Below are 20,748 nucleotides of genomic sequence, written 5' to 3'. Positions count from 1 at the left end.
GCCGAGAACGCCTCAGCGAAGGATCCGTCCGAGAACAGCGGACCGAGCGCCTCACGCACCCGGACTGCCAACGTCCCCTTCGGGAACGACGCCCCAACCACCCGAGCGGTCAGCTCCGGCACCCCACCATCGTCCCGAGACTCCAGCGACACCCAGCCACACCCCTCGCTCCGACGAACACAACGATCATGCCGAACTCAGCAAGCCAGCGAAGCTGGTTTACGCATTTCCCAACGGAGTCATGGATGAGGGGGATTCCTGACTCGGGCGGCCTCCGGGAGCAGCGCTCCCGGAGGTCTTACGCCGTTCGGCACGCTTCACACCACCGCGGACGCCGTCCGCCGGCCCACGAAGACGCACTCGAGCACTACGGACCGGTGGACGGGCGAGCTCCTCGCCGTGGCTCTACTCGAAGAGAAGACCAGGATGCTGCTGCGTCACCCTGTGCCGTCGCCCTGGCTCTGAACCGCTCCGAAACGGCCCGCTCGGCCGTGAGCCCAGTACGCCTCATGACCACGAGGCTGCATCACAGAGGGCCTGATCGCTGCCGGGACTCATCGCAGGGGCGGTCGAAACGAGTACCGATCTGCGACTCACCACCGCACGACGACCCATCACACGGGTCAGTCCGACTTCTGTCGAAGGACGCGGCGAGCCGCCTCGGCCTCGGCTGCGGGCGGGGACACCTCGTCGAGGACATCAAGCTCGTCATCGCCCTCCAACTCCCGTTCCCAGGCTGCGGCGAGCCGCTCCAGCTCCTCCCCGGGCCCGGCCACGACGGTCTCTCTGTCCTCGGGCGACAGGGCCGCCAGGAAGCGTGCCACTGAGTCGTTCGGCATGCTGAACACCCTTCACTGGGCACGGTGCTGGTCCGGGCTCAGCATGGTCAATCGGTCCCGCGATCGCGGCCCGACACAGCCGCAGCACACTCGGATGGCGCCATCTCGAATGCCGAGCCTCACCCGACCCGCACCGCCCGTACCGCCCCGCACCGCCCCGCGTACATCCTGCAGTCGCTGTTCATTGAAGCTCCGCCATCTTGAAGTGGCCGGTCAGCCGGTGGCGTGGCCTCGTTTCGGGGTGCTCGTGCTGGTCGTGGGCGGCAGTCTGTGCTGTAGATCGTCCGGCGGGGTGGTTCTGCCGATGAGTTCACCGTCCTCGAACGGTCTACCCAGCGACACGATCGTTCTCGACAGGAGTGCCATGTCCACCATCCAGCCAGTGATCGTGACTGCCGACCAAGACGTTCTGCTCGGCTTCTATACGAAATTGTTCGGCGCTGAGGAGATCTTCCGGGTACCGGCGGAAGGCCCGGCCTTCTACCTCGGCTTGCGCATCGGCGACACCGACCTCGGGCTGGTGGCCAAGGCGAACCCGGGGACCGGGGCGGCGTCGCGGATCCTGCTCAGCATCGGTGTCGACGACGTCGACGAGACGCTCGGCCGGGTGGAGGCGCTGGGCGGCTCGGTCCGCGGCGGCCCCAACGACATGCCGTGGGGACAGCGCGTCGCCCACATCCAGGACCCCGACGGCAACCCGGTGAACCTCACTCAGCCGATCCCGGGCCGGTGACGCTGTTCCGGGGGCATGTGCTGATCGTGGGCTACCTGCGGTAGAGATCAATTGTCAGTAGTGGCCTCGATGTCCGTCAGGACGAGTAACGCGCGAAACAGGTGGGTGGCGCGGGCGGGGTCAGTGCAGAGCTTGGTGAGGATCCGCCAGTTCTTCGGGTGGGCAGAGCCGCGTTCGACGGGGACGCGTCCGGCGGCCAGGACCCGGTTGGCCTCCTTCTCGGCGGATGTGAGCCTGCGGGCGCGGGTGGCCTTGAAGCCGGCGACGACCACGGGATCGTCCCCGTCGTCGTCCAGGCCGAGGAAGCCCAGGTCTGCGGGCGCTTTCCCCAGAGCAGTCCCCCGGGCGGCTGCGTCCCGCCCGTCGTTCAGGCATGGGACATGTGCGAAGCAGTGGATCCTATCCGATTCGGCATCAGCCAGCTCCGCTCCCTCAAACCGGCTTGGAGAAGTGGCGGCTCCCACATGGGGGTTGACGAGGCACCGGAACCTCGCCCAGTATCACGGACGACAAAATCCTATCTGATTTTACGGGTCGGGAGCATGTTCCAACACAAAGCAAAGGTATCGGCCGCCATCACCCTCGTCCTGCTTGCCGGAGCCTCGACGGGCTGCACCATCAAGACCTCGGACAGCTCCGGGAAGCCGGGCGCCGCCGTCGCCAAGGCGGGCAGTGGGTCGTCCGAACTCGCCGACGGATCCGAGGTGAAGGTCGCCCTCGTGCCCGGCGGCGCCCACCCGTACTTCCAGCCGTGGAAGAAGGCCGGGGGCCGGGCCAAGGCGGATCTCGGGCTCGGTGATGTCACGTACGACGAGACCTCCGAGTGGGATCAGCAGAAGCAGAACAACCTGGTCTCGACGCTCGCCGCCCGCGGCTTCAACGCCTTCGGCCTCTTCGGCGTATCACCCACCGACATCAACACCACTTTCGCCGACCTCAAGTCCCAAGGCTTCGCGACCGCTTCGCTCGGTTCGTGTCCCGCGGGCAAGAAGAACGAGGCCGACTTCTGCCTGTCCACGGACGTCGAACTCGCCGCGTACAAGGCGGCGAAGGCCACGATCGAAGCGATGGGCGGCAAGGGCTCCCTCGTCCACCTCACCGGCGCCGACGTCGACGCGAACACGCAGCGCCGGATGAAGGGCGTCGAGAAGGCGGTCGCGGAGAGCGGCGGCAAGGTCAAGCTGCTGCAGACCATCACCGACATCGACACGGATCTCCAGACCGCGCAGAAGGCGGTGTCCGACCTGCTCGCGGCCAAGGGCTCGAAGATCCAGGGCATCGTCTCCACCGCGTACAACCCGGCGGTCGCGGCCGCCGACGCCGTGCGCGAGTCCGGTTCGAAGGCGAAAGTCGTGGCCATCGACGACGACGCCAAGATCCTCTCCTCTGTCAGGGACGGCTCCGTGAGCGCGACCGTCGTGCAGAACCCGCGCGGTCAGGCGCAGATCGGCATCTGGGCTCTCGCCCTGTTGCGGTCCGGGCAATGCACGATGGCGAAACCGGGCGCGATCGTCGACTCCGGTTCCTTCATCGTCACCAAGAAGAACGTCGCCGGCTACGACGCCCTCCGGCAGGACAAGACCGCCGATCTGAAGAAGCAGTTCGCCGACAGGCTCCTGTCCTGCGGCTGAGCCCGGACGTTCGTCGACCCGACGGTCGGCACCCCGGCAGCCGTCGCCACCAGCAGCCATGGACACAGAAGGCCGGAACACCACATGAGCCTCATCACGCACGGCACCGCCCGGCTCGTCGGCATCGCGCTCGCACTCGCACTCGCACTCGCCGAGCCGGGCACCGGCAGCGACCGGGACAACGACGTCCTCGGTGACCGGAGGGTGGCATGAAGACCACCACTGCCACTTCCCCGCCCGACCGTGCGGCCGACCGCCCCGCCGACGGGGCGCGCCCCGCGCATCGGCTGCCCTTCTGGGTCAACCAGCGCCTCGGCCTGCTGGTGCTCGTCGTCGCCCTGGCCGCCGTCTTCGGCACGGCACGCCCGGCGTTCTTCGACGAACGGCTCGTCCTCTTCCCTCTGGTGCGGGACATCGCGACGCTGACCGTGGTCGCCCTCGCGCAGATGGTCGTGCTGTCCGTCGGCCACATGAACCTGGCCGTGGGACGCATGGCCGCGTTCGGCGCCTTCTTCGCCGGGTTCGGCTACGACAAGCTCCAACTACCGCTCTCACTAGGCCTGTTGCTGTGCCTGGCCGCCGGCTGCGGCATCGGGGCGCTCACCGGATGGATCATCGCCAGGACCGGGGTGAGCTCGTTCGTGGTGACCCTGGCGATGGACTTCGCGCTGCTCGGTCTGGTCTCCCTTCTGTACTCGGGCCTCACCGACAACGCAGCCTTCACAGCTCAGCCCGCCGGGCTGGCGGATCTACGCTCGTTCTCGCTCGCCGACATCTGCGTCGGGCGGCTGTGCGGCTCCGCCGCCATTCCACAGATGACTCAGTTCACCCTGTTCGCCCTGGTCGGCCTCGGCTTCCTGTACGCACGCACCCGGATGGGCCGCGAACTGCTGCTCACCGGCGCCAACCCGGCAGCCGCCGAGCTCTCCGGCATCCCCGCGGGCCGCCGTGTCGTCCTGGCGCACGCACTGTCCGGGCTGCTGGCCGCGCTCGCCGGATTCATGGCCGCCGTCGGCACGGGCACGTTCCGTGCCTCCATCGGCGGGGACTTCATGCTGCCGTCGTTCCTCGGCGCGGTGCTCGGCGGCACGCTGCTCACCGGCGGCGTCGTCTCCGTCCTCGGCACTCTGCTCGGCACGGCGCTGGTAGGCGTCATCCGCAAGGGCCTCGATCTGCTCGGTGTCGGCCTGGAAAGCCTCAACATCTATCTCGGCTGCGTACTCCTGCTCGCCCTGTCCGCGGACCGGGTGCGCACCGTCGTGTCCTATCGCAAGGTGGTGCGCTCCACTTGACACCTCCCCCTCGTAAACAAACGTGGGGGATTCCTAGCTCACGTCGCCTGCGGCCCGGCGGGCCGTCAGGTCTTACACGATCAGCGCTAGCCGGGTTGAAGACCAGCCCGGACCAGCATCACGCGCGCGGAGTTCTTATCCCTGGGGGATACGGCTCCGCACGCGGTGCAGGCATACGTTCGTTCGGAAAGAGGCAGTGCGTGCTTGGTTCTCGCTCCGCACCGCGCACACTCCATGGTGGTGTGGGCAGGGTGCACCAGGTGCACCGCCCGGCCATGCTTGCGGCCCATCTCGATCAGAGCCGTCTTCGTCGCGCTGATCGCGGCGTCGGCAGCCTTACGGGCCATCGTGGTCTTGGCGAGGAACTTCGGGCGGAAGTCCTCCACGGCCAAAGCGTCGTGGTCACGCACCACGCGCTTGGCCCACTTACGGCCGGTGTCCTGTCGCTGCCGGGCGACCTTCTTGTGCAGCTTCGCCGTCTGCCGCTGCACTGCGCGGTAGCCCTTCGAGGCGGCCTGACCACGCTTGGGCTGACGCCGGGCCATCATCCGCTGGTAGCGGGCGAGTCTGTGCGCGGCGGTGCGGCCGTGCTCGGCGTGGACAAGGTCGTGGTCGTCGCTGGTGGTGGTTGCGGTCTCCCTCACGCCCCAGTCGATCCCGATCACCGCGCCGGTTTGCGGCAAGTGCTCGGTCCTGGCAGGGACGACGAAGGAGGCGTACCACGCTCCGGTGCTGTCCTGGTAGACGCGGACACTGGACGGTTCAGCCGGCAGATCCCGCGACCACACCACCCTCAACACAATCCCGCCCGCCAGGTGCAGACGGCCGTTCTTGATCCGGAAGCCACGCCGGGTGTATTCGAGGGACGGAAGTGCATCGCGTTTCTTCTTGTACTTCGGCATCCCGGCGCGCTGCCGCATCGGCATCCGGGCCTTGATGTCCTTGAGCGCCTTGGCGCGGGACTTGCCGAAGTCGCGTATCAGCTGCTGCTGGGGAACGCATGCGCCCTCACGCAGCCACGCCGTGCGGGCACGCGCCTGCGTCAGCATGGCCGCGAGCTGTACCGGCCCGCACGTCTGCCTCTCACCGGTGGCCTTGTTGTGCAGGTACACAGCCTTGGACTTGGCCACACATTCGTTCCAGAGCCACCGGCACCGGTCCCACTCAGCTTCGAGCGCACCCCGGGCCGTCTTCGACAGGCGCACACGGTACGTGTACCGGGCATGCCCGGCGCTCTCCGCCCTCGCTGATGCCGTCATGCACCCGAACCTACCCAGGAGGACTGACAGTTGAGAGCACTTGATCACTGCGGGCTACCTCACCCCGTCACAGGGAGGACGCCGATCCACCTTGCCGACCAATCCGCTCTCCCCGCCCCGCTCACGCGGAAACTTCGTTTCCTCACCCGGCAGAAGCCGGGCGTATCCACGAAGGAAACCTGATGACCACGCTCAACGAGCTCGCTGCGGCCGCGCTCCTGGCGCTGCGGCGCTTCTCCCGCTCCACGACCATGATCCTGCTGTGCTCGGTGGTGCTGGGCTATGCGGCCCTGGGTATCGCGTCGTCCGGGGCGTTCTTCGAGGGTGCCTCCGTGCGTACGTTCCTGCAGTACCTCGCCACCCCGGTCCTGATCGGGCTGGCGCAGATGGTGGCCCTGTGCGTCGGACAGCTCAACCTCGCCGTCGGCGCGCTCGGCGGCTTCAGCGCCTGCCTGATGGGCGTCCTCATGGCGGACAGCGGGGTGCCCGCGGGGGTCGCCGTGCTGATCGGCGTGGCCGTCGCGACGCTGACCGGGCTTGCCACCGGCGTGTTCATCGTCGCCACCCGTATCAACGGCTTCATCGTCACGCTCGGCACCATGACGATCCTGCTCGGCGCGCAGTACCGACTGTCCGGGACCCGCACCGTCGACGGCTACTCCGCAATCCTGCGCGACCTCGGCCGGGCCGCCCCGCTGAACATCCCGCTCGTCTTCGTCACCGCGCTCGTCGCGGCGGGGCTGCTCGGGGCCTTCATGTACCGCACGGTGGCCGGGCGCCGACTGCTCGCCGCCGGCGGAAACCCCCTGGCCGCCCGGCTGTCGGGCATCTCCAGCGACCGGCAGATCGTCCTCGCCCACACCCTGTCCGGGCTGCTCGTCGGCATCGCCGCGGTGGCCGCCACGGCCTCGCTGCCGGGAGTCAACCGCAGCGTCGGCGGCGACTGGCTGCTGCCCAGTTTCGCGGCGCCCATCATCGGGGGTGTCGCGCTGACCGGCGGCTCGGTGGCGATCCTCGGGACCGTGCTCGCCGCCTTCCTGATGCGACTCATTGACTCCGCGCGCGCGGAGTTCTCTCTCGACCCCAGCTGGGTCAACTTCCTCATCGGCCTCGTCGTCCTCGGCACAGTCGTCGGCGGCCGCTTCCACCAGACCCGCATCGAGAAGAAGGGCACCGGATCAGGGGCGGCCAAGGCCCCTGCCGCCACTGCCCTGCCGACACCGGAAGGTTCCCGATGACCGAGCCCCTCCTCGAGTGCGAGGACATCGTCAAGGTGTTCCCCGGCGTACGCGCCCTCGACGGCGTCGGCCTGAAGCTCACCGCCGGGTCCGTGCACGCGCTGCTCGGCGAGAACGGCGCGGGCAAGTCCACGCTGATCAAGGTGATCACCGGCGTGCACGCCCCCGACGGGGGCCGACTGCTGCGCGACGGCGAGGAGTTGCAGCTGCGCTCCCCGCTGGACGCCACGCGCGCCGGGATCGGCGTCGTCCACCAGGAGCGCAACCTGATCTCCGGTTTCTCCGTCGCCGAGAACATCACCCTGCAGGCGCCGCCCTCGCGTCGCGGCCTCATCGACCGGGAGGCGATGACCGCCCCCGCGCTGCGCTGCCTGGCCGAGCTGGGCCTGGACCTCGACCCTCACCAACCGGTGCACGAACTCTCCGTAGCACAGCAGCAGTTGGTGGAGATCGCCAAGGCGCTCTACACGGAGAGCCGCGTCCTCCTCCTCGACGAGCCGACCGCTTCCCTGTCCCCGCAGGAGGCCGAGCGTCTCTTCGACGTCGTACGGCGGCTCACCGCGCGCGGCACCTGCGTCGTGTTCGTCAGCCACAAGCTGGAGGAGGTCTTCGCGATCTGCGACACCGTCACCGTGCTGCGCGACGGCCGCTCCGTCCTCGCCTCGGCGCCGCTCGCCGCGCACACCCAGGACGACGTCGTCACCCTCATGGTGGGCCGCGCCCACACGGCTAAGGACATGCCCCCGCGCACCGTGGACAGCGCCGCGGCCCCGGCGCTCTCCCTCGACGGCCTGGCCACGGCCGCGGGACACGAGGACATCTCGCTCGACGTGCGCCCCGGTGAGATCGTCGGCCTCTACGGGCTGGTGGGCGCGGGCCGCAGCGAACTCGTCAAGGCCGTCCTCGGCATGGAGCGCCTCACGGCAGGCGAGATCCGCGTATTCGGCGAACGGGCGCGGATCCGCTCCCCGCGCGAGGCCCTGCACCACTACGGCATCGGCTACCTGACGGAGAACCGCAAGGAGGAAGGCGTCTTCCTGGAGCAGCCCGTCCTGCGCAACATCACGGTCACCGTGTGGAAGAGGATCGCCCGCGCTTTCGGCGACATCTCGTCCCGTCGGGAGCGGGAGATCGCCGAGAACCTGATCGAACGCCTCGGCATCCGCGTCTCCGGTCCGGACCAGAACGCGGGTGACCTGTCCGGCGGCAACCAGCAGAAGGTCAGTCTCGCCAAGTGGCTGGCCGCCGACACCCGGCTGCTGATCGTCGACGAGCCGACGGTCGGCGTGGACGTACGCACCAAGCATGCCTTCCACGAACTGCTCTGGGACCTCGCCCGCGAGGGCCTGCCCATCCTCCTGATCACCAGCGACCTCGCCGAGATGATCACGCTGGCCGACCGGGTCCTGGTCATGGCCGGACACCGGATCCGCGGCGAAGTGCGGGGTGACCACGACTACGACCGCATGAGCTCGCAGATCATCCGCATCATCCACGACCGCGCCCCGTCGGCCGTGCCGGCACAGGAAGGCGCCGCATGAAACGCGTCGCGCAAGTCATCCACGTACGACCGGAAAGGCTCGACGAGTACCGCGCGCTCCACCGGGCGGTGCCCGAGCCGGTGCTCGAACAGCTGAGACGCCGCCATATCGCCAACTACTCCATCCACTTGCTCGGCGACCGCCTGTTCAGCTACTTCGAGTATCACGGCGACGACTTCGCCGCGGACATGGCCGCGATGGCCGCGGACCCGGCCACCCAAGCCTGGTGGAAGCTGACCGATCCCTGCCAGCGGCCCGTCACCGAGGCCGCGCCCGGCGAGTGGTGGGCTGCCACGGAGCAGGTGTTCCTCATGGAGTAGCCGGCGCACACCGCCCGGCGCCCGTACGTAGAGCCCGTCCGTATAGCCCATCCATATAGCCCGTCCGTAGACCTAAGGATCTCCACGTGCAGCCCCCGCCCACGCCCGCGGCCACACCCGCGCCCCCGACGGACCGATCGCCTCTGGCCGTCCGCACCCTCGGTCACAGCGGCGTCCCCGTCACCACGCTCGGTTTCGGTGGCGCCTCGATCGGCGGCCTGTACGAGCCCGTGGCCGAGGACGAGGCGGCGGCCACCGTGGATGCGGCCTGGACAGCGGGCATCCGCTACTTCGACACCGCGCCGCACTACGGCCTCGGCCTGGCCGAACGCCGAATCGGGGCGGCCTTGCGCTCCCGCCCCCGCGACAGCTATGTCCTGTCCACCAAGGTCGGCCGTGTCCTCGAACCCGCCGACGGCCACGGGGACGACCTCGGCCACGGCTTCGCCGCACCGGCCACGCTCCGGCGCCGCTGGGACTTCAGCGCCGACGGCATACGCCGCTCCCTGGACGACAGTCTCACCCGCCTCGGCCTCGACCACATCGACCTCGTCCTGCTGCACGACCCCGACGACCACGAGGAGCAGGCGTTCCGCGAGGCCTATCCGGCACTTGAGGAGCTGCGGTCGCAGGGAGTGGTCCGCGCAATCGGCGCGGGCATGAACCAGACCCAGATGCTGACCCGCTTTCTGACCGACACGGACGTCGACGCCGTGCTGTGCGCGGGCCGGTACACCCTCCTCGAACAGGGCGCCCTGGACGCCCTGTTGCCCGCGGCGCAGCAGGCCGGCAAGAGCGTGATCATCGGCGGCGTCTTCAACTCCGGGCTCCTCACCGACCCCAGGCCGGGCGCGAGGTACGACTACGCCGCGGCCCCCGAGGAGGTCCTCCGCCGGGCCGTACGGATGCGGGAGACGGCGGAGGCGCACGGGGTGCCGCTGCGCGCCGCCGCTCTCCGTTTCCCCTTCGGGCATCCGACGGTCGCCTCCGTGCTGGTCGGCGCGCGGTCGGCGGACGAAGTCCACGATGCCGAGGCGCAGTTGAGGCTGCGACTGCCCGACGACGTGTGGGCCGGCTTGCGCACGGAGGGCCTGCTGCCCGAACACGTTCCCGTACCCACCGACGTACCCACCGACGTACCCACTGGCGAAGAGAGCTCGCGATGACCGTCATCGACGCCCACCACCACCTGTGGGACCTCACCGTACGTGACCAGGCCTGGATCACCGGCCCCGAACTCGCCCCCATCCGCCGCTCGTTCACCTCCCCGACCTTGAGGCGGAGACCCGCAAGGCGGGCGTCACGGCCACGGTCGTGGTGCAGACCGTGACCGTGCCCGAGGAGACGCCCGAGCTTCTCGCCCTCGCGACCGACAGCGACCTGATCGGCGCGGTCGTCGGCTGGGCGGACCTCACCTCGCCCGGTCTCGCCGACGAGCTGGCTCGGCTGTGCACCCTGCACGGCGGCACGTTCCTGCGCGGCATCCGCCACCAGGTGCAGGGCGAACCGGACCCGCAGTGGCTGACCCGGCCGCAGGTGCTGCGCGGGCTACGCGCGATCGCCGATGCCGGGCTCGTCTACGATCTCGTGGTCCTGCCACACCAGCTGCCCGCCGCGATCCGCGCCGCGAGGGCGGTGCCCGAACTCACCTTTGTGCTGGACCACTTGGGCAAGCCGCCGATCGACTCGTGTCCGGCGGGACTGGAGCCGTAGGCCGGGCACATCCGTGACCTGGCGGCCCTGCCGAACACAGTGTGCAAGCTGTCCGGCATGGTGACCGAGGCGGACCGGGCGTCGTGGACGGTCGACGGACTACGGCCGTACGCGGACACAGTCATCGCGGCGTTCGGCCCACGACGGCTCATGTTCGGCTCCGACTGACCGGTGAGCACGCTCGCCGCGAGCTACGGCGACGTCGTGTCCGCCACCCGCGCGCTCACCGCCGCCCTCACCGAGGCCGAGCAGCGGGAGGTGTGGGCGGGCACGGCGCAACGCGTCTACGGGATCCCGGCCGCTCCTGAGGAAACCGGCTGGGCCTGACGTTCCCGGCTTCGGATCACTCGTTCTTGCTCCGCGACGGTTGGCCGGTTGGTCGGTCGGTCAGTCGGTCCGAGTTCATCCGGCGCCGCTCCCTTCCCTCATCCGCTCAACAGGATCACTTCAAGGGTGCGTGGGCCGTGTACCCCTTCGACACGGTCGAGCTCGATGTCGCTGGTCGCGGAGGGTCCCGAGATCCAGGTCAGCGGGCAAGTCGGGTCGAGCCGTTCGAGAGCCTGGGGGACGGAGGAGACGACCTGGTCGGGGACGTGGACGACGCAGATGTGGTGGTCGGGGATCAGGGTGATGCGGCGGCGGCCCTGGTCCGGGCTGCCGTCGAGGACGATGGTGCCGGTCTCGGCGATGGCGACGGCGCAGGCGGTGACGACGCTGTCGACCTGGTCGAGAGCGGCGGGGGTGCTTTGCGCGTCGTCGGCCACCCAGGGCAGGCCGGTCTGTGCCAGCCACTCCTCGTGCAGCCCACCTGGGATCACTACCGACCGGGAGCCGTGCTCGGCGAGCAGCCGGGCCACGGTCGCGGCCAGTTCGCCCGCGGTGCACCGGTGCACGTTCGCCCGGTAGTCGGCGAGGTTCTCGGCGAGGAGCTCCACGGTCTGTGTGGTGGTGCGGTCGCCGTGTTCGTGCAGGTAGTCGCGGTCGATGTCCGTGTCGTACGTCGTCGGGGCCCCGGGCGGGCCGCCGAGCGCTCTCCGCACCCGGCCCAGGATGACGTCCCTGCTGCTCACTTCTCGGAGTCCTTTCCGCCGTTGGTCCGCTGCCACCAGTCGCGGAAGGATTCCGCCGGGACCTTCGGGAGATCCCGTGTCGCGGTCCAGGCCTTGCCGGGGCCGGGCAGCGTACGCGGGTGGAAGCGGCGGGTGCGTGCGGCCAGGCGCTGGCCGGTGGCGAGGGCGGCCGGGTGGGTGAAGGCCCAGCGGGCGGCGCGCATCGCGGCGCGTTCGCCGGCGTGTCCCTTGGCGGGTTTGAGCGTGACCTTGGCGCCGCGCCTGGTCACTTCGCCGCCCTGTACGACCCGCTCGCGCAGGTGGACCAGCACCTCGGGGATGTCGATGGCGACGGGGCAGACTTCGTAGCAGGCGCCGCAGAGGCTGGAGGCGTAGGGGAGTGAGGCGTCGATCTCGCTTGCGGTGCCGCGGAGTTGGGGGGTGAGGATGGCGCCGATGGGGCCGGGGTAGACGGAGCCGTAGGCGTGGCCGCCGGCCCGCTCGTAGACCGGGCAGACGTTCAGGCAGGCCGAGCAGCGGATGCAGCGCAGGGCCTGGCGGCCGACTTCGTCGGCGAGGGTGTCGGTGCGGCCGTTGTCGATCAGGACGAGGTGGAACGTCTGCGGGCCGTCGGTGTCGGTGGTGCCGGTCCACATCGAGGTGTACGGGTTCATGCGCTCGGCCGTCGAGGAGCGCGGGAGTGTCTGGAGGAAGACCTCGAGGTCGCGCCAGGTGGGGACGATCTTCTCGATGCCGACGACGGAGATCAGCGTTTCGGGCAGAGTGAGGCACATGCGGCCGTTGCCCTCGGACTCGACGACGACCAGGGTGCCGGTCTCGGCGACCATGAAGTTCGCCCCGGAGATGCCGACCTTGGCGCGCAGGAACTTCTCGCGCAGGTGCAGGCGGGCGGCCTCGGCCAGCTCGGCGGGGGTGTCGGTGAGGCCTTCGGGGGCCGGACGGCCCCACTGGCCCATCTCCTTGGCGAAGATGTCGCGGATCTCGGCGCGGTTGCGGTGGATGGCCGGGACGAGGATGTGGGAGGGGCGGTCGTGGCCGAGCTGCACGATCAGTTCGGCGAGGTCGGTCTCGTAGGCGGCGATCCCGGCTTCTTCGAGTGCTTCGTTGAGCCCGATCTCCTGGGTGGCCATCGACTTGACCTTGACCACTTCCGACTCGCCGGTCTCCTTGACCAGGCGGGTGACGATCCGGTTGGCCTCGTCGGCGTCGGCCGCCCAGTGGACGATGCCGCCCGCCGCGGTGACGGCCTCCTCCAACTGCACGAGGTAGGTGTCGAGATGGCGGAGCGTGTGGTCCTTGATCTGCTTGCCGGCCTCGCGCAGGAGCGCCCAGTCGTCGAGCTCCGCGACGGCCTTGGCCCGTTTGTCGCGGATGGTGTGTGTGGCGTGCTTCAGGTTGGCGCGCAGGGTCGTGTTCCGTACGGCGTCGTGCGCGGCCTTCGGGAAGGCCGGCATCCCGACAAATGTGCCGCTCATGACAGGGGCTCCTCTTCCGTGCTCGCCAGGATCTCCGCGATGTGGACCGGGCGCATCGCGGTGTGCAGGCGGGACATCGTGCCGCCGAGGTGCATCAGGCACGAGTTGTCCGCCGCGCACAGCACGTCGGCCCCGGTCGAGGCGGCGTTGCGGACCTTGTCCTCGCCCATGGCCGCCGAGACATCGGAGTTCTTCACGGCGAAGGTGCCGCCGAAGCCGCAGCACTCCTGCGCACCCGGCAGCTCCTTGAGGTCGAGTCCCTTGACCGCCTTGAGGAGTTGAGTCGGGCGGTCGCCGAGCCCGAGGGAGCGCAGGCCGTGGCACGTCGGGTGGTAGGTGACGGCGTGCGGGTAGTACGCACCCACGTCCGTCACACCGAGCACGTCCACGAGGAACTCGGTCAGCTCGTACGTCTTCGGGATCACCGGTGCCAGCGTCTCCGCGAGCCCGTCGCCCCGGCCCTCCGCCCGGGCCCGCTCGCCCATCCTCGGGTACAGCTCGCGCACCATCGCCCCGCACGACCCCGACGGCGTCACGATCGCGTCGTACTCACCGGAGGCGAGTCCAGGTCCGAAGACATCGGAGTAATGCCGGGCCAGTGGTTCGGCCTCACGCCGGTAGCCGGTGTTGTAGTGCGGCTGCCCGCAGCAGGTCTGGGCGGCCGGGAAGTCCACCTCCACGCCCAGCCTGGTCAGGAGCTTCACCACGGCACGGCCCGTGTCCGGGTACAGGGTGTCGTTGACACAGGTCAGGAAGAGCGCGACACGCATCGTGGCCCCTTCGTCTCGTTGCGCATGTGATCGGTCACGGATGCGCTCGGCTGCGGATTACGTAAATGGGCAGTTCGGTCGGTTCGGTCAGGGCGCTCAGTTCGGTCCGTTCAGTCAGGCCGGCAAGGCGTCGCCCTTGATCGGTGGATTCTCTATGATTGGAGGCATGGGGAACAAGATTCAACAGGATGTGCCCACCGGCCGGGTCTATGAGGCCATCAAGGCGATGGTCATGGACCATGGCATCGCCCCGGGGGCCCGCGTGGGCATCGAGGCCTTGGCCCGTCAGCTCGATGTGTCGGCGACCCCGGTAAGGGAAGCTCTGGCACGCCTCGAGTCGGAGGGTCTCGTGGTCAAGCGGCCGAACGCCGGCTACCGGGCGACCGACCTTCTCGACCCGGACGCCCTGCGCGACCTGTTCGAGATGCGGCTGCTTCTGGAGCCGCGAGCGGCGTCGCTCGCCGCGGAGAACGCGACCGATGCGGACCTTCAACTGCTGCGGGAGATCGTCGAGAAGACGCGCCAGCACCCCGACACCGGCGAGAGCTACGCGGTCTACCATCGCTTCGCCCTGCTGGACCAGGAGTTTCATGACACGCTCGCGCGGGCGGCGGGGCGGCCGTTGCTCGCGGACGCGGTGAACCGTCTCCATGCCCATCTGCACCTGTTCCGCCTCACCAGCGCGCCGGGGGCGGCCGGCACCACGATCGATGAGCACGAGCAGATCCTGGAGGCGCTGGTGCGGCGCAATCCGGAACGAGCCGCGGAGGCGATGGCGGCGCATCTGCGCTCCAGCCGCGTACGGCACCGGCCGGACGCCCCGTCCCAGCACCCGCGGGCGCGCACCTCCTGAAGGGCACCTCCTAAAGGGCAGCACTGAAGGGCAGCACTGAAGGGCAGCACTGAAGGGCACTTGCTGGACGAGGCGCACGGCCGCGGGATTGCCGGGTGTCACTGCCGTGGGCGCAGCCGCAGTCCCTGCATGCCGCCGTCCACCGCAAGGTCTGTGCCGGTCGTGGCGCCGGAGAACGGGCTGGCCAAGTAGGCGACCGCGTGGGCGACTTCGGCGGCGCTGACCAGCCGGCCGCTGGGCTGGCGGGCGGCCAGGGCGGCGCGCTCGGCCTCCGGGTCGTCCGCCACGGACAGGAGACGGTTCACCCAGGGCGTGTCCGCCGTGCCGGGGTTCACGCAGGTGACGCGGATGCCCTCGCCCAGATGGTCGGCGGCCATCGCGCGGGTCAGGGCCAGGACCGCGCCCTTGCTCGCCGAGTAGAGAGCGCGCTGGGGCAGTCCGGCGGTCGCGGCGATCGAGCACATGTTGACGATCGCCGCGTGTCCTTCTCCCCCGGCGGCCGCCTTGCGCAGGGCGGGCAGGGCCGCCGCTGTCACGCGGGCGACGCCGACGACGTTGACGTCGAGCACCCGGTGCCACTCGTCGGGGGCGTTGTCCTCGACGGTGCCCTGGGCGCCCATCCCCGCATTGTTGACCAGGACGTTCACTCCACCCAGGCGGTCCGTCACCGTGTCGATGGCCGCACGCACGGCCGCGTCGTCCGTCACGTCGCAGCGCACATGCAGGAACGGCCCGTCCGATTCGGCCAGGTCAAGCACGGCCACCTCGGCGCCCCGCGCGTGCAGTTCACGCGCGGTGGCCAGGCCGATCCCGGACGCTCCGCCCGTCACCACGGCGACCAGGCCCGCGTACTCGGGGGTGTGCGGCGTCGGCGCTGTCATCGGCATCCTCTCGTCGGTCATCGGTTTCCTTCGGCGGCCATGGTCTGGCGCTGCCTTCCGAGCCCCTCGCCCTCCAGCTCCACGACGTCCCCGGCACTCAGGTAGGGGAAGCGACCGGACAGGGCGACGCCCTCGGGGGTGCCGGTGAGGATCAGGTCGCCGGGCTCCAGAGTCATGAACTGGCTGAGCCGGTACAGGATTTCGGGCACGGAGAAGATCAGGTCGGCGGTGCTGGAGTCCTGGCGCTTCTCCCCGTTGACCCGGCTGCGCAGCTGTACGGCCGGCGGGTCCAGTACGTCAGCGGTGACCAGCCACGGCCCGACCGGTGTGAACGTGGGCGCGCACTTGCCCTTGGACCACTGGCCGCCCGAGGTGTGCAGTTGCAGCTCCCGTTCGGAGACGTCGTTGACGAGGACGTACCCGGCGATGTGGGCGGGGGCGTCAGCGGGCGAGTCGAGGTAGCTGGTGCGCCTTGAGATCACGACGCCGAGCTCGACCTCCCAGTCCGTCATGGTGCTGCCCCGGGGGATGGTGACCGGATCGTCCGGGCCGACCACCGTGTTGGGGTGCTTGAGGAACACGACCGGCTCGGTGGGCGGTTCGGCGCCGGACTCCGCAGCGTGCTTGGCGTAGTTCATGCCGACGCAGACGACCGCGGTGGGCCGGGTGACCGGCGGGCCGAAGCGCAGGCCTGCGGCGTCCGGGAGTTCCGGCAGGGTGGTCACGTCGATTGCGGGCAGGCCGTGTTCGAGGAACTCCGGTGTCACGTCCGAGGTCACAGCGCGCAGATCGAGTACGCGGTCGCCGTCGAGGACGACGGGAATCTCCTGGCCTGGGCGGCCGAGGCGGGCGATACGCATGTTGCCTTTCCTGAAAGCCTTCCTGAAAGTCTCCCTGGGAGCCTTCCTGAGGACGCTTTCCCGAGAGTTGGTTCAGCGGTAGGTGCCGGTCGAGGCACGAAGTTCGGCGACGGTCGTGGCGGCCAGGTCGCGGCCCCGTGTCTCGGGTCCGAGGGCGACCGCGACGCCCCCGACGACGCAGGAGCCGACGACGAACAGGGCGACGCCCCAGGAGCGGCCCCCTGCCGCGGCGACCAGGGCGACGGCGATGAGCGGGGTCAGTCCGCCCGTGACGGCGCCGGCCATCTCCCGGTACAGGGCAAGGCCGGTGAAGCGGGAGCGCGCCGTGAACAGCTCGCTGTAGTAGGCGGCCTGCGGGGCGAACATGCAGCCCACGCCGATGGCCATGCTCACCACGACGACCAGGGTGACGGCGAGCGAGGTGTGCGCGTGGTCGATCACATAGAAGTACGGGAAGGCGAAGGCGGCGGAGAAGACGGTCCCGGCCAGGGCCACCGGCTTGCGCCCGACGCGGTCGGTGAGCCAGCCGAAGAACGGCAGGGACAGGGCCGTCACCGCTGTCCCCCACCGTGACCGCGACGGGTCCGGTGGAGCTGGACAGCTTGAGGGTGTCGGTGAGGTAGGCGGCCAGGAACGTCAGGTTTAGGTACGCGACGACGTTCTGCGCGGTCTGCAGGCCGAAGACGACCAGGCCGGCCTTCCACTCCTTGCGCACGACGTCCCGCACCGGCGAGACCTCCGACGCCTCGGAGCGCTCCTGCGCCGCCTCGAACGCGGGACTCTCCGTCAGCCGCAGCCGGATGACCAGAGCCACGCCGATGACCAGCACGCTGGCAGCGAACGGGATCCGCCAGCCCCAGGCCAGGAACTGGTCCTCGGGAAGCTGAGTGACCAGCGCGAAAGCGCCCGACGCCATGAGAATGCCGATGTAGACGCCGATGCTGGGCGCCGACCCGAACAGGCCACGCCGTCGCGGCTCGGAGAACTCCGCGGCCAGCACGGCGGCTCCGCCGTACTCGGCGCCGGCTCCGAGCCCCTGGATGGCGCGCAGGACGACCAGCAGAATCGGGGCGAGCACGCCCACTTGCCCGTATGTCGGAACGAGCGCCATGCCGACGGTCGAGGCCCCCATCACCAGCAGGGTGAGGACCAGGACGCGTTTACGGCCGAACAGGTCGCCCAGACGGCCGAAGATGACGCCACCGAGCGGACGCACGAAGTATCCGATGGCCAGCGTGCCGAACGAGGCGAGGAGCGACGCCGTGGCGTCGAAGGACGGAAAAATGATCTTGTTGAAGACGAGCGCGGCGGCGGTGCCGTAGAGGTAGAAGTCGTACCACTCGAGGGCGGAGCCCACGAGCGAGGCCAACAGGACTCTGCGGCGGTGCGCAACAGCCGTGTGGGCGGGCTTGACTGTGGTCAGGATGGACATCGTCGTCCTCCGGTGTGCTGAAGCGGGCAGCGGGACGGGACCGGTGGCGTGCTGGGCGTGGGGGGGCGGCGAATAGGGGTCGATGCGGGTCAGGCGACTCGCCGGTCGTCGATGGCGTCGCGGTTCCAGGCGATGCCGAGACCGGGCTCGGACGGGGCGTGGGCGAGCCCGTCGGCGATGTGTACCTGACGGTTCGTCACCGCGCGGAGCTGCGGGATGTACTCGACGTAACGGGCGTTGGGTACGGCAGCGGTGAGGCTGACGTGGATCTCCATCAGGAAGTGCGGGCAGACCTCCACACCGAAGGCCTCCGCGAGATGGGCGACCTTGAGCCACGGGGTGATGCCCCCGATCCGGGACACGTCGGGCTGCACGATCCCGGCGGCCCCGCGCTGGAGGTACTCACGGAAGTGGCCGAGGGAGTACATGGACTCGCCGACCGCCACCGGCACGGTCGTCGAGGCGGCCAGACGCTCGTGCCCGGCCACGTCGTCGGCGGGCAGCGGCTCCTCGAACCAGCCCACGTCGTACGGTTCGAGGAGCGCCGCGCGACGTACGGCCTCGGCGGCGGTGAAGGCCTGGTTGGCGTCCACCATGATGTCCATGCCGGGCCCGACGGCCTCACGCACGGCCCGGATGCGGGCCGCGTCCTCCCCCGCCGACGGCTTGCCCACCTTGATCTTCACGCCCGAGAACCCCTGGTCACGCGCCTCAAGGGCCCCCGCGACCAACTCGCCCTCGTCGAGCTGGAGCCAGCCGCGCTCGGTGTCGTACACAGGGGTGGCCGACCGGTGCCCGCCCGCCACGCGCCACAGCGGCTCCCCGGCCCGCAGACAGCGCAGGTCCCACAGGGCGAGGTCCACCGCGGCCAGACCGAGTGCGGTGATCGCGCCGACCATCGTGGCGCGCGTGCTGTCGTACATCGTCCGCCAGGCTCCCTCGACCTCGCGGGAGTCGTGGCCGATGAGCGAGGGCAGCAGGTGGTCGCGCAGCATCGCGAGCACCGCCCGGCCGCCGCTGCCGATCGTGTACGAGTACCCGGTGCCGGTCAGGCCGTCGTCCGTCGCCACTTCGACGAAGAGGGTCTCCTGCTTGAGGAAGGCTTGGGACGCGTCGGTGCGCACCGTCTCCACCTCGATGTCGACGAGGTAGGCCTCCGCCTTGATCACTTTCGCCACTGCTGCTCTCCAGCCTTGTACTTACGGTCACTTGAAGTCGTTGCGTCGCGTTGCCGCGGTTGTCCCGTTCGGCACTCGACGGCTGAGCGGGGCGCGCCTGCCCGCCCTCATGGCGTGATGCGGCTCAGTGGTCCAGGGCCGTCCAGCGCCGCGACGAGCGCCAGGACCGCCGCGCACAGCGGGACCGCGATCCCGTGCGTGCGCGCCTTGCGGACCACGGCCCCGAGGAGCCCGTCGTGCTCCATCGGCCGGCCGGCGAGGCGGTCGGCGAGCATCGACGAACCGGCCCCGGGCGGACGGGCATCGATCCACGCCAGGACGTCGTCGACGGCGTCGTCGGGCAGCCGAGCGCCTTCGACCCGGCCCACAGCGGCCACTTCAGCGAGCATGGCGGCCGCCAGGTCCCGTACGGACGAGTCCCGGAAGACCTCGACGCGACGGGAGGTGAGGGCGGTGAGGGGGTTGGCGACAGCGTTGACCATGAGCTTGTGCCAGGCCGCGGTGGTGAAGTCGGCGACCACCTGCACGCCGAGCCCGGTCCGCTCAAGGAGCGGGTGAGCACGGCGCCCGGGAGCGTCGTCACCGATCACCAGACCCGCCCCGTCCTGCCGGACCTCCACCCGGCCCCTGCCCAGCCGCTCGGCGTTGAAGTGGACCAGGGCAGGCGCCACTTGACCGCCCGCGGCGTGCGGCGACACCCAGTCCCGGTGCTCGACACCGTTCTGCGCGACGACCAGCACGGTGCCGCGATCGACCAGCCCCTCCAGCCAGGAGCGTGCCGCGTCGCGCTGATGCAGCTTGGTCGCCACGACGACCCAGCGGAAGGGGCTCACCCGTGCCGGGTCGTCCTGCCAGTCGACCGCCACGGTCCGGATGCCTTGATGGTCGGTCAGCTCGATTTCGGCTACGGCTGCCGAGCCGGATCGCCCGCACAGTGTGACCGGATGCCCCTCCAGTGCCAGTCGCGCCGCCAGCGCGAGGCCGACAGCTCCCGGTCCGACGATCGCGACCGGATCCGAACCGCTCGGCTCGCTTCCACTCACACCCACAGCCCATCCATTTCATATAGGAACTGCGCTCGGCCGAAAGAATGCTATAGATTTCACGCGAAGACAACCCTCGCTCGGTAGCAAGAAGGTCACCGCGCGAGAGGTCCGTAGCCGAGACGGTTCGCCCGCCCACGAGGCCTACGCCGCGCGCACGAGGTCCGCGGACAAGGCCCACAGGCGTGCCGCGTTGCCCCGGTCGAGGGCAGTAGCGCCCGCGGACGCCTTCGATCGCCGGCGAGGCGGCCATCAGGACGGAGTTCGCGGCACTCTGCTGCACGGCCTTGCCGGGCGGCAGCGCGAGTTCACCCGCCATCGCGGCGGCCATCGGCTCCATGTCCTGTACCGGGCCAGGCCGATCTCGCCGACGTTGCCGGGCATCACGGCGTTGACGGCGAAGCCTGTCCCGCCCGGGATCCGAGTCCAGACCTGTCCCAGAGCTTCTCCGCACAGGGCACCGACCTGCACAGCACCTGGGACGATCCGACGATGCCACTGTCGATCGGCACCGCGCCCGCCCGAAACCTGATCAAGATGCCCGCTGCCGTGCCGCGTGGCCAAGGACGCAGAAGTCTTGGCGTTACGGGACGAGAACGCGGTGCTGCGCCGCCAGATCG

Annotated in this window: 19 protein-coding genes and 3 pseudogenes; 10 read left to right on the top strand and 12 right to left on the bottom strand. The window is 69.8% G+C overall.

Going from position 1 to position 20,748, the window contains the following annotated elements; translation table 11 throughout:
- Nucleotides 1-623 precede the first annotated feature (623 nt).
- Nucleotides 624-839: a hypothetical protein gene (locus ACWFR4_RS43930; RefSeq protein WP_453657096.1), complete on the bottom strand. Its 216-nt coding sequence runs from the start codon at nt 837-839 to the stop codon at nt 624-626.
- Between the two features lie 364 nt (nt 840-1,203).
- Between ACWFR4_RS43930 and ACWFR4_RS43925 the strand changes: the two genes are divergently transcribed.
- Entirely contained in the window at nt 1,204-1,572 is a 369-nt protein-coding gene (locus ACWFR4_RS43925; RefSeq protein WP_453464936.1) for a VOC family protein, read from the top strand.
- 47 nt (nt 1,573-1,619) lie between these two features.
- Here ACWFR4_RS43925 and ACWFR4_RS43920 read toward each other — a convergent pair whose 3' ends face one another.
- On the bottom strand, nt 1,620-1,844 hold the full coding sequence (locus ACWFR4_RS43920; RefSeq protein ID WP_453464939.1) for a hypothetical protein: 225 nt from the start codon (nt 1,842-1,844) through the stop codon (nt 1,620-1,622).
- A 270-nt stretch (nt 1,845-2,114) separates the two neighbouring features.
- Between ACWFR4_RS43920 and ACWFR4_RS43915 the strand changes: the two genes are divergently transcribed.
- The 3 genes from ACWFR4_RS43915 (at nt 2,115) to ACWFR4_RS43905 (ending at nt 4,495) form a co-directional block, all read left to right on the top strand.
- On the top strand, nt 2,115-3,203 hold the full coding sequence (locus tag ACWFR4_RS43915; RefSeq protein ID WP_453464942.1) for a sugar ABC transporter substrate-binding protein: 1,089 nt from the start codon (nt 2,115-2,117) through the stop codon (nt 3,201-3,203).
- 84 nt (nt 3,204-3,287) lie between these two features.
- A complete protein-coding gene (locus ACWFR4_RS43910; protein ID WP_453464945.1) occupies nt 3,288-3,416 on the top strand; it encodes a hypothetical protein in 129 nt (42 codons plus the stop codon).
- Entirely contained in the window at nt 3,413-4,495 is a 1,083-nt protein-coding gene (locus ACWFR4_RS43905; protein WP_453464948.1) for an ABC transporter permease, read from the top strand. Before ACWFR4_RS43910 ends, ACWFR4_RS43905 begins: the two co-directional genes overlap by 4 nt.
- Before the next feature lie 55 nt (nt 4,496-4,550).
- On the opposite strand, the pseudogene ACWFR4_RS43900 reads toward ACWFR4_RS43905, so the two are convergent.
- Nucleotides 4,551-5,754, bottom strand: a pseudogene (locus ACWFR4_RS43900) (RNA-guided endonuclease InsQ/TnpB family protein); the annotation flags it as partial.
- A 182-nt stretch (nt 5,755-5,936) separates the two neighbouring features.
- On the opposite strand from ACWFR4_RS43900, the gene ACWFR4_RS43895 reads away from it, so the two are divergent.
- The 5 genes and pseudogenes from ACWFR4_RS43895 (at nt 5,937) to ACWFR4_RS43875 (ending at nt 10,893) form a co-directional block, all read left to right on the top strand.
- Nucleotides 5,937-6,992, top strand: coding sequence for an ABC transporter permease (locus ACWFR4_RS43895; protein ID WP_453657094.1), 1,056 nt, complete (start codon nt 5,937-5,939; stop codon nt 6,990-6,992).
- A complete protein-coding gene (locus ACWFR4_RS43890) occupies nt 6,989-8,533 on the top strand; it encodes a sugar ABC transporter ATP-binding protein (RefSeq protein ID WP_453657092.1) in 1,545 nt (514 codons plus the stop codon). Before ACWFR4_RS43895 ends, ACWFR4_RS43890 begins: the two co-directional genes overlap by 4 nt.
- On the top strand, nt 8,530-8,853 hold the full coding sequence (locus ACWFR4_RS43885) for an L-rhamnose mutarotase (protein WP_453464957.1): 324 nt from the start codon (nt 8,530-8,532) through the stop codon (nt 8,851-8,853). The genes ACWFR4_RS43890 and ACWFR4_RS43885 overlap by 4 nt, the downstream gene beginning before the upstream one ends.
- A 143-nt stretch (nt 8,854-8,996) precedes the next feature.
- Nucleotides 8,997-10,019 (top strand): aldo/keto reductase, encoded by a 1,023-nt coding sequence (locus ACWFR4_RS43880; RefSeq protein ID WP_453657098.1) that lies wholly within the window; start codon nt 8,997-8,999, stop codon nt 10,017-10,019.
- Nucleotides 10,016-10,893 (top strand): annotated as a pseudogene (locus ACWFR4_RS43875) (amidohydrolase family protein). Before ACWFR4_RS43880 ends, ACWFR4_RS43875 begins: the two are co-directional and overlap by 4 nt.
- Nucleotides 10,894-10,991: 98 nt before the next feature.
- Here ACWFR4_RS43875 and ACWFR4_RS43870 read toward each other — a convergent pair.
- From ACWFR4_RS43870 to ACWFR4_RS43860, 3 genes are read right to left on the bottom strand one after another with little or no spacing between them, the layout of a single operon-like run.
- Entirely contained in the window at nt 10,992-11,636 is a 645-nt protein-coding gene (locus ACWFR4_RS43870; protein WP_453657090.1) for a LutC/YkgG family protein, read from the bottom strand.
- Nucleotides 11,633-13,111: a LutB/LldF family L-lactate oxidation iron-sulfur protein gene (locus ACWFR4_RS43865; RefSeq protein WP_453657088.1), complete on the bottom strand. Its 1,479-nt coding sequence runs from the start codon at nt 13,109-13,111 to the stop codon at nt 11,633-11,635. Before ACWFR4_RS43865 ends, ACWFR4_RS43870 begins: the two co-directional genes overlap by 4 nt.
- Nucleotides 13,108-13,881, bottom strand: coding sequence for a (Fe-S)-binding protein (locus ACWFR4_RS43860; protein WP_453657086.1), 774 nt, complete (start codon nt 13,879-13,881; stop codon nt 13,108-13,110). Before ACWFR4_RS43860 ends, ACWFR4_RS43865 begins: the two co-directional genes overlap by 4 nt.
- Before the next feature lie 166 nt (nt 13,882-14,047).
- Here ACWFR4_RS43860 and ACWFR4_RS43855 point away from each other — a divergent pair, with 166 nt between their 5' ends.
- Nucleotides 14,048-14,734, top strand: a complete 687-nt coding sequence (locus tag ACWFR4_RS43855) for a GntR family transcriptional regulator (protein WP_453468211.1) — start codon at nt 14,048-14,050, stop codon at nt 14,732-14,734.
- Nucleotides 14,735-14,832: 98 nt separating this feature from the next.
- Here the strand turns inward: ACWFR4_RS43855 and ACWFR4_RS43850 are convergent, their stop codons facing one another.
- From ACWFR4_RS43850 to ACWFR4_RS43825, 6 genes and pseudogenes are all read right to left on the bottom strand, one after another.
- On the bottom strand, nt 14,833-15,636 hold the full coding sequence (locus ACWFR4_RS43850) for an SDR family NAD(P)-dependent oxidoreductase (RefSeq protein WP_453657084.1): 804 nt from the start codon (nt 15,634-15,636) through the stop codon (nt 14,833-14,835).
- A complete protein-coding gene (locus ACWFR4_RS43845) occupies nt 15,633-16,475 on the bottom strand; it encodes a fumarylacetoacetate hydrolase family protein (protein ID WP_453657082.1) in 843 nt (280 codons plus the stop codon). The genes ACWFR4_RS43850 and ACWFR4_RS43845 overlap by 4 nt, the downstream gene beginning before the upstream one ends.
- 72 nt (nt 16,476-16,547) lie before the next feature.
- Nucleotides 16,548-17,030 carry an MFS transporter gene (locus ACWFR4_RS43840; RefSeq protein WP_453657080.1) on the bottom strand — a complete coding sequence of 161 codons (483 nt, stop codon included), beginning with the start codon at nt 17,028-17,030 and terminating at the stop codon, nt 16,548-16,550.
- An 85-nt stretch (nt 17,031-17,115) separates the two neighbouring features.
- Nucleotides 17,116-17,907 (bottom strand): annotated as a pseudogene (locus ACWFR4_RS43835) (MFS transporter); the annotation flags it as partial.
- Between the two features lie 89 nt (nt 17,908-17,996).
- Nucleotides 17,997-19,085 carry a mandelate racemase/muconate lactonizing enzyme family protein gene (locus tag ACWFR4_RS43830; protein ID WP_453657078.1) on the bottom strand — a complete coding sequence of 363 codons (1,089 nt, stop codon included), beginning with the start codon at nt 19,083-19,085 and terminating at the stop codon, nt 17,997-17,999.
- 107 nt (nt 19,086-19,192) lie between these two features.
- Nucleotides 19,193-20,128: a 2-dehydropantoate 2-reductase gene (locus ACWFR4_RS43825; protein ID WP_453657076.1), complete on the bottom strand. Its 936-nt coding sequence runs from the start codon at nt 20,126-20,128 to the stop codon at nt 19,193-19,195.
- Nucleotides 20,129-20,748: the final 620 nt, after the last annotated feature.

This window comes from Streptomyces sp. NPDC055140 (assembly GCF_053607285.1).
Note: the sequence above shows the minus strand (reverse complement) of the source record. Positions and strands in the feature narration are given on the sequence as shown.

Bases quoted from the DNA above. Each gene is read 5' to 3' on its own strand.
- ACWFR4_RS43930 (WP_453657096.1), bottom strand. From the start codon at position 839: ATGCCGAACGACTCAGTGGCACGCTTCCTGGCGGCCCTGTCGCCCGAG.
- ACWFR4_RS43925 (WP_453464936.1), top strand. From the start codon at position 1,204: ATGTCCACCATCCAGCCAGTGATCGTGACTGCCGACCAAGACGTTCTG.
- ACWFR4_RS43915 (WP_453464942.1), top strand. From the start codon at position 2,115: ATGTTCCAACACAAAGCAAAGGTATCGGCCGCCATCACCCTCGTCCTG.
- ACWFR4_RS43910 (WP_453464945.1), top strand. From the start codon at position 3,288: ATGAGCCTCATCACGCACGGCACCGCCCGGCTCGTCGGCATCGCGCTC.
- ACWFR4_RS43905 (WP_453464948.1), top strand. From the start codon at position 3,413: ATGAAGACCACCACTGCCACTTCCCCGCCCGACCGTGCGGCCGACCGC.
- ACWFR4_RS43895 (WP_453657094.1), top strand. From the start codon at position 5,937: ATGACCACGCTCAACGAGCTCGCTGCGGCCGCGCTCCTGGCGCTGCGG.
- ACWFR4_RS43890 (WP_453657092.1), top strand. From the start codon at position 6,989: ATGACCGAGCCCCTCCTCGAGTGCGAGGACATCGTCAAGGTGTTCCCC.
- ACWFR4_RS43885 (WP_453464957.1), top strand. From the start codon at position 8,530: ATGAAACGCGTCGCGCAAGTCATCCACGTACGACCGGAAAGGCTCGAC.
- ACWFR4_RS43865 (WP_453657088.1), bottom strand. From the start codon at position 13,111: ATGAGCGGCACATTTGTCGGGATGCCGGCCTTCCCGAAGGCCGCGCAC.
- ACWFR4_RS43860 (WP_453657086.1), bottom strand. From the start codon at position 13,881: ATGCGTGTCGCGCTCTTCCTGACCTGTGTCAACGACACCCTGTACCCG.
- ACWFR4_RS43855 (WP_453468211.1), top strand. From the start codon at position 14,048: ATGGGGAACAAGATTCAACAGGATGTGCCCACCGGCCGGGTCTATGAG.
- ACWFR4_RS43850 (WP_453657084.1), bottom strand. From the start codon at position 15,636: ATGACCGACGAGAGGATGCCGATGACAGCGCCGACGCCGCACACCCCC.
- ACWFR4_RS43845 (WP_453657082.1), bottom strand. From the start codon at position 16,475: ATGCGTATCGCCCGCCTCGGCCGCCCAGGCCAGGAGATTCCCGTCGTC.